3 protein-coding genes are annotated in these 6,536 nt (G+C 53.5%); all 3 read left to right on the forward strand.

Annotated elements, in window-relative coordinates; all coding sequences use genetic code 11:
• The first annotated feature begins 40 nt into the window (after window positions 1-40).
• The 3 genes from RCH09_RS19235 to RCH09_RS19245 all read left to right on the forward strand — a co-directional run bounded on the left by RCH09_RS19235 (window position 41) and on the right by RCH09_RS19245 (window position 6,133).
• Entirely contained in the window at window positions 41-883 is an 843-nt protein-coding gene (locus RCH09_RS19235; protein WP_326942762.1) for a tyrosine-type recombinase/integrase, read from the forward strand.
• Between the two features lie 63 nt (window positions 884-946).
• Window positions 947-4,033: a Tn3 family transposase gene (locus RCH09_RS19240; RefSeq protein ID WP_326942763.1), complete on the forward strand. Its 3,087-nt coding sequence runs from the start codon at window positions 947-949 to the stop codon at window positions 4,031-4,033.
• A 381-nt stretch (window positions 4,034-4,414) separates the two neighbouring features.
• Entirely contained in the window at window positions 4,415-6,133 is a 1,719-nt protein-coding gene (locus tag RCH09_RS19245) for a methyl-accepting chemotaxis protein (RefSeq protein ID WP_326942764.1), read from the forward strand.
• The last annotated feature ends 403 nt before the right edge of the window (window positions 6,134-6,536 follow it).

Consider the following 6,536-nt stretch of genomic DNA (forward strand, 5'->3'; position numbering starts at 1 on the left):
CGGCGTTGTGCTTGTTTGGCATCGGTTCGAATCAGTAAAATTGTGGCCGCATCCTACCATCAACCACTTTTTAATCCTGAAGTGCACCAACGCCGAAACGCTCGCAATCAACACGTTGCGGCATCGCCTGGCAGCGTTGGCACAGTGGCACATCGATCAGGGCTTTCCGGACCCGACCAAAGCCCCCGTTGTGCGCAAAGTATTTCGCGGCATCCAGGCGCTGCATCCCGCCCAGGAAAAGCGCGCCAAGCCGCTCCAAATCGAACATCTGGAACAAGTCGATCAATGGCTCGACGCAGCCATCGCGGCGGCGCGCCTCGGTAATGATCGCGGCACCGAACTACGGCTCCTGCGTAACAAGGCGCTCCTGTTGCTTGGGTTCTGGCGCGGCTTTCGTGGCGATGAATTGACCCGACTGCAGGTCGAACATGTCGAGGTGGCACCGGGAGAAGGCATGGCATGCTATTTCCCGCAAACGAAAGGCGACCGTACCTACCAGGGAACGTGCCTCAAGGCGCCAGCCTTGTCGCGCCTGTGTCCGGTCGAGGCGTATGTCGCGTGGATCACCGCGTCTGAGCTGACCACCGGGTCTGTGTTTCGCGCGGTTGATCGCTGGGGCCACGTCGGCGTTGTCGGGTTGCATGCCGACAGCCTTGTGCCGCTATTGCGTTCGATTCTCAACGACGCCGGTATCGCTTCGGCCGATTTGTACAGCGGCCATTCTCTTCGGCGCGGTTTTGCGAACTGGGCGACCTCGAACGGATGGGACTTGAAGACCTTGATGGAATATGTCGGCTGGAAAAATGCGCAGTCGGCCATGCGGTATGTGGAAAGCGCCGACCCATTTGCGAAGCAGCGTATTGAGCGCACATTGCTGCGATGAAAAGCATTTCAAACTTGCCGTGCGCAACGTACATTTTTCGCACTCGCTGAAAGATCCTCGCGCATGGCCACCGACTCTCGCCGACTGTCGATCCTGACCACCCAGGAAATCGACGATCTTTTCGGCTTGCCACGCTTTACGGAGAATGACCAGCGCGTCTTCTTCGACCTCAACCCGGCAGAGCGCGATCTGGTCGACAGCGTGCATACGATCTCCGTCGCCGTTCACCTGATTCTCCAGCTCGGTCATTTCAAGGCCAAGCGCCAGTTCTTCATCTACACGCGCGAGGATGTGGCGGACGACCTGGAACATATCCGCCACCGCTATTTTCCGACACGGGATATTGTCGAAATCAAGATGCTTTCCAAACCAACACGGCTCGAACAACAGCAAGTCATCCTCAAGCTGTTCGACTATCAAACCTGTGATGCCGCCGCCAAGTCGGCACTTCAACAGAAGGCGCAGCGTGTGGCGATGCTGTCCACCCTGCCAATTTTCATTCTGCGCGAGGCATTACAATACCTGACCAATCAGCGCGTTGTCGCTCCCGGCTACAGCTATTTGCAGGATATGGTCGGGCGAACGGTTTCCGGCGAACGCCGGCGCATCACCGATTTGCTCAGTCAAGCACTGACGCCGGCGGTCGAGCAGCAACTCGAAGAATTGCTTCAGGCCGACGAAGGCATGTACCGCATCAGCGCGCTTAAGCACGAACCGAGGGATTTTAGCTATGGTGAATTGCGCCAGGAGGTCGGTCGGCGCAAGTTTTTTCAGCCTTTATACGAGTTCGGCCAGACCTTTTTGGCGCAAGCTGGCTTGTCCAACGAGAGCGTGAAATATTACGCTTCGCTGGTTCAGTTTTACACCGTCTACAAGCTCCAGCGCATGGCGGTGCCGACGACCCGCTTGTATCTGCTGTGTTTCGCCTGTCACCGCTTCCGCCAGATCAACGACAACCTGATCGACGCATTCATCTACCTCGTCGGTCAATACGAGCAGCAAGCCAAACAGGCTTCCGAAACGGCAGCCGTGACAGCCATGACTGAAGCAAGCGCCAGTCTGCAGGCGGCCGGTCAAGTGCTGAACCTGTTTGTCGACAAGTCGATTCCTGGTAGGACGCCATTCTCGACGGTCAAGAAAAAAGCGTTCTCGCTGCTCGAAGCCGAGCGTTTTGCGCAAGTGTCCAATTACATGCGCAACATCGAGTTCGACAAAACCGCCTTCGAATGGTCGTACTACGGCACGCTGCAATACAAATTCAAGCTCAACCTGCGCCATTTGTTCTGCAACCTGGATTTCGTCGGCATGATCGACGATGCGCCGCTCCTGGAAGCCGTCGCATTCATGCAAGAACTCCTGCGCCATGGCAAGTCACCACGCCAGTCGAAATCAGCCGACTTCCCCGCAGGTATCATCGCGAAAGGGCTGCAACGTTATATGTACACCGAGGCAAAAAAGCGCAAAGACAAGATGCTCGAAGTCGACCGGTACGAGTTCCTGGTCTATCGCCTGCTGCGCAATGCCTTGGAAGCGGGCGACGTATATGTTCGGGACAGTAACGATTTTCGCAGTTTCGAGGACGACCTGATCAGCGCCGAGCGCTGGAAGGGCAAAGATGCCATCCTGCGCGAGATCGGCGCACCGATTCTGCTGGCGCCGATTGAAGAAACACTGGCCGCTTACCGCACTGAGCTGGAAGCCAAATTCAAGCGTGCGAATGAGCGCATTGAGAACGGCGACAACAAACATATCAAGGTCACCGGCACCGGAGACAAACGTCGTTGGACACTGATTTATCCCGCTGAAGAGGAACCAATCAACAGTCCGTTTTACGGTCAGTTGCCAGGCATCGGCATCGCCGATCTGCTATGGTTCGTTGCCCAGGAAACGGATTTTCTGAACGCCTTCACCCACGTCCTGGAACGTTACGTCAAACAGGAAGCTGATCCGCGCCTCATCCTTGCCTGCATCGTCTCCATGGGCACCAATATGGGCTTGTGGAAAATGGCGGAAGTGTCCGGCCTCAGTTACTCATCGCTGCTGACGACAGCGCGCAATTTTCTGCGGGCGGAAACGCTGCACGCCGGTAACGACGGGATTTCCAACGCGACGGCCAAGCTTCCCATGTTTCAACAGTACGATATCGACGAACAGAAGCATTCCAGCAGTGACGGCCAGCGCATCGAAACGCAGATCAACACCATCAACGCCCGGCATGGCAGCAAATATTTTGGGTTAAAGAAAGGTGTCTCTGCCTATACGATGGTATTCAATCATGTGCCATGCAATGCGAAGGTCATTGGTACGCACGAACATGAGTCTCATTTCGTCTTTGACATCTTGCACAACAACACCACGGACATCCGGCCGGAACGACATTCCACGGACACCCATGGTGCCAATCAGGTGAATTACATTACGCTGGAGGTGTTTGGTTACCAGTTCGCGCCGCGTTACCGTGACTTACACAAGAAGATGGCCGGCCTGGTCGGTTTTCACCAGCCGAGCCAATATGCCGATTATCTGATCAAGCCCGCGCGCAAGGCCCTTGAGGCGCTAATCGTCAAGGAGTGGCCGAACGTCCAACGCATCTTCGCGTCCCTTGCGCAAAAGGAGGTGACGCAAGCGACGATCGTGCGTAAATTGAGTTCCTACGCTCGCCAAAACCAGACCAAGAAAGCATTGTGGGAGTTGGATAATATTCGCAGAACGAACCACATCCTCGATTTTATCGACGATGTGGTATTTCGGAAGAGCATACAGAAAGCGCTCAATCGCGGGGAGGCTTACCACCGCATGCGGCGTGCAATTTCCTACGTCAATTCCGGCAAATTCCGCGTGAAAACCGAAGCGGATCAGCAGGTCTGGAACGAGTGTTCGCGGCTGATCGCCAATGCGATCATATATTACAATACACTACTCCTGTCGCGGGTGTATGAGCAAAAGCTCGCAGCAGGCGACCAAGATGCAATCAAGATTCTCAGGAAAACTTCGCCTGTCGCCTGGCGCAATGTTAATCTGTTCGGCAACTTTGACTTCACGGCGGGTACTTCGCCAGTCGACATCGAGGCGCTGGCAGCGCGCTTCAACAACCCGGATTTCTGGCGCCGCTCTATGCAGGAAGCGGAAGATGATGGCCCTGAAAATTAGCATGGCAGTGACCGTTTCGGTGTCGGTATTGAATATTTCTTGTGCGGTGCAACGCGGTGCGCTACCAGCATTTTTCTGAATTAATGGCAGTCAGGTGTCGGCCAGCTGCAGCCGCTCAAGAAACGTCAAAATAAGAGCGCTGAAAGGCGGCTTGTTGACGCAAAGCTGCCAAATAAAATGTACGGAAAGCAATATCCATATATATTACGGATATAAAGTCCTCCGACAGCGGTAACCCCGCTTTCTCCTTGGACGTATAGTTTTTTTTCTGACAACCGCCTTTCCGTTGCTGCCAACCAAAAAATTATTTTCCTTCGGCGTTGGTGGCGGGACAAAATTTTTAGAGAAAAATAGATCCGCCATTTTATTAAAGGAATTGCTGTGCTTAAAATTCTATCGTTGACCATCTCAAGGAAGCTTTGGCTGTTGACTTTTAGTGCCGCGCTGGGAATTGCGACCCTAACCATCGTGTTCCTGCTTTCGGAGAGAACATTGATCATGTCAGAAAGACAAAATTCTGTTCGCCAAGAAGTTGAGACTGTGTACGGCTTGCTGGCGCATTTTCAGGATCTTGTCGCCAAAGGCGGCTTGTCAGAAGCCGACGCAAAGCGCAGCGCGTTGGAGGCGATCAAAGCATTGCGCTACAACGGCAACGAATATTTTTGGATCAACGACATGCAGCCGAACATGATCATGCATTCAACCAAACCGGAGCTCGACGGCACTAATCTTTCCGGGAATAAGGATCCAACCGGCAAGTTGTTGTTCGTCGATATGGTTAATACCGTCAAAGCAAGTGGAGCGGGATTCGTGCCCTACATGTGGCCAAAACCTGGCCAGCAAGAACCGGTTCCCAAGATCTCATATGTTAAAGGTTTTGCTCCGTGGGGATGGATTGTTGGTTCTGGAGTGTACGTCGATACGGTAAACGCGGTCTTTTTGAGTCGGCTCATTGAGTTTTCGCTTGGAGCACTTGTTCTTTCTGGAATCCTCGTTGGTTTCAGCCTGTTGATTGCACGAAGCATCACGCTCCCATTGAACCAAGCTGTAAAGGTTGCAAAAACGGTTGCGGCAGGCGACTTGACCAGTCGCATCGAAGTGCAACAATCAAACGATGAAACCGGCCAATTGTTGCACGCATTACGGGAGATGAATGAACGCCTGGTACGCCTCGTAGGCGAAGTACGCAGCGGTTCCGACACGATCGCCACTGCTTCAGGCCAGATTGCCTCCGGCAACATGGACTTGTCATCGCGCACTGAATCGCAAGCAAGCGCGCTTGAAGAAACCGCGTCTTCAATGGAGGAGTTGACTGGGACCGTCAAACAGAATGCAGACAACGCAGGCCAGGCGAATCAGTTGGCGGCCTCGGCTTCTGAAGTTGCTGTAAAAGGTAAGACGGTAGTGTCGCAAGTGGTCGGCACAATGACTTCCATTAACGAATCCTCAAAGAAAATCGTCGACATCATCGGCGTGATCGACAGTATCGCATTTCAAACCAATATTCTGGCGTTGAATGCGGCGGTTGAAGCCGCGCGCGCCGGCGAACAAGGTAGAGGATTTGCGGTAGTTGCGACGGAAGTGCGCAGCCTGGCGCAACGGTCGGCCGGCGCGGCCAAGGAAATAAAGGCTTTGATTGGAGATTCGGTCGAAAGAGTCGAAATCGGTACCAAATTGGTTGACGAAGCCGGCGCCACAATGGATGAGATTGTCGAAAGCATCAAACGCGTAGCAGACATCATGGCCGAAATAACAGCCGCAAGTCACGAACAAAGTTCGGGCATCGGTCAAGTTAATCAGGCAATTATGCAGATGGACGAAACCACCCAGCAGAATGCTGCATTGGTGGAAGAAGCGGCGGCTGCGGCGGTATCATTGCAAGACCAGGCCGGCAATCTCTCGCAAGTTGTCAGCGTCTTCAAGTTGGATGAAATGCACGTCACGCCTACCAACGCTGCAGCGAAGATGAACCTCACTGCGCCCAAACGGAAGGCCGTCCCCCCCAGAATCGTCGCTGACGGTCCAGGGCGTAGACCTAACCAATCGAAGAGAATAGCAAATTTGACGGCGGTAAAGTCAGATGAGTGGGAGGCGTTTTAACCCATTCATGTTCATGTATGTGCGCTATTTCTTTCACTGGCCGTTACCTATCATTGAATTCAACCAGTATGCGCACCAGCTTTAAATTCTGGCTATGCGTGTACGGGTGGCCGCAATGGTAACAGCACCGGTCATTCTCTGATTATTTGCGTCAATGGCAGGAGTGGGTCGTGAACCGACCGTCAAGGTTTTCTTACGCTGCACGACCTGCACGTCGCTTTTTGTGCAACGCATCGTGATATTTCCGTATCAATCAGAATGCGGAAAATCCTAATTTGACCTTTTCGAGGGGTTGGGCATTAATAGCCTAACAGCGGTTTTTCGTGGAGGAATAACCACCTCGATATCGTCACCATATCGCGCGATCGTCTGGTAGGTGGGTGCGCCATCGTAGGCGCCATCG

The organism is Actimicrobium sp. GrIS 1.19 (assembly GCF_035984655.1).
Lineage (GTDB): Bacteria > Pseudomonadota > Gammaproteobacteria > Burkholderiales > Burkholderiaceae_D > Actimicrobium.

Coding starts and splice junctions, on each gene's coding strand:
- RCH09_RS19240 (WP_326942763.1), top strand. CDS start 947: ATGGCCACCGACTCTCGCCGACTGTCGATCCTGACCACCCAGGAAATC.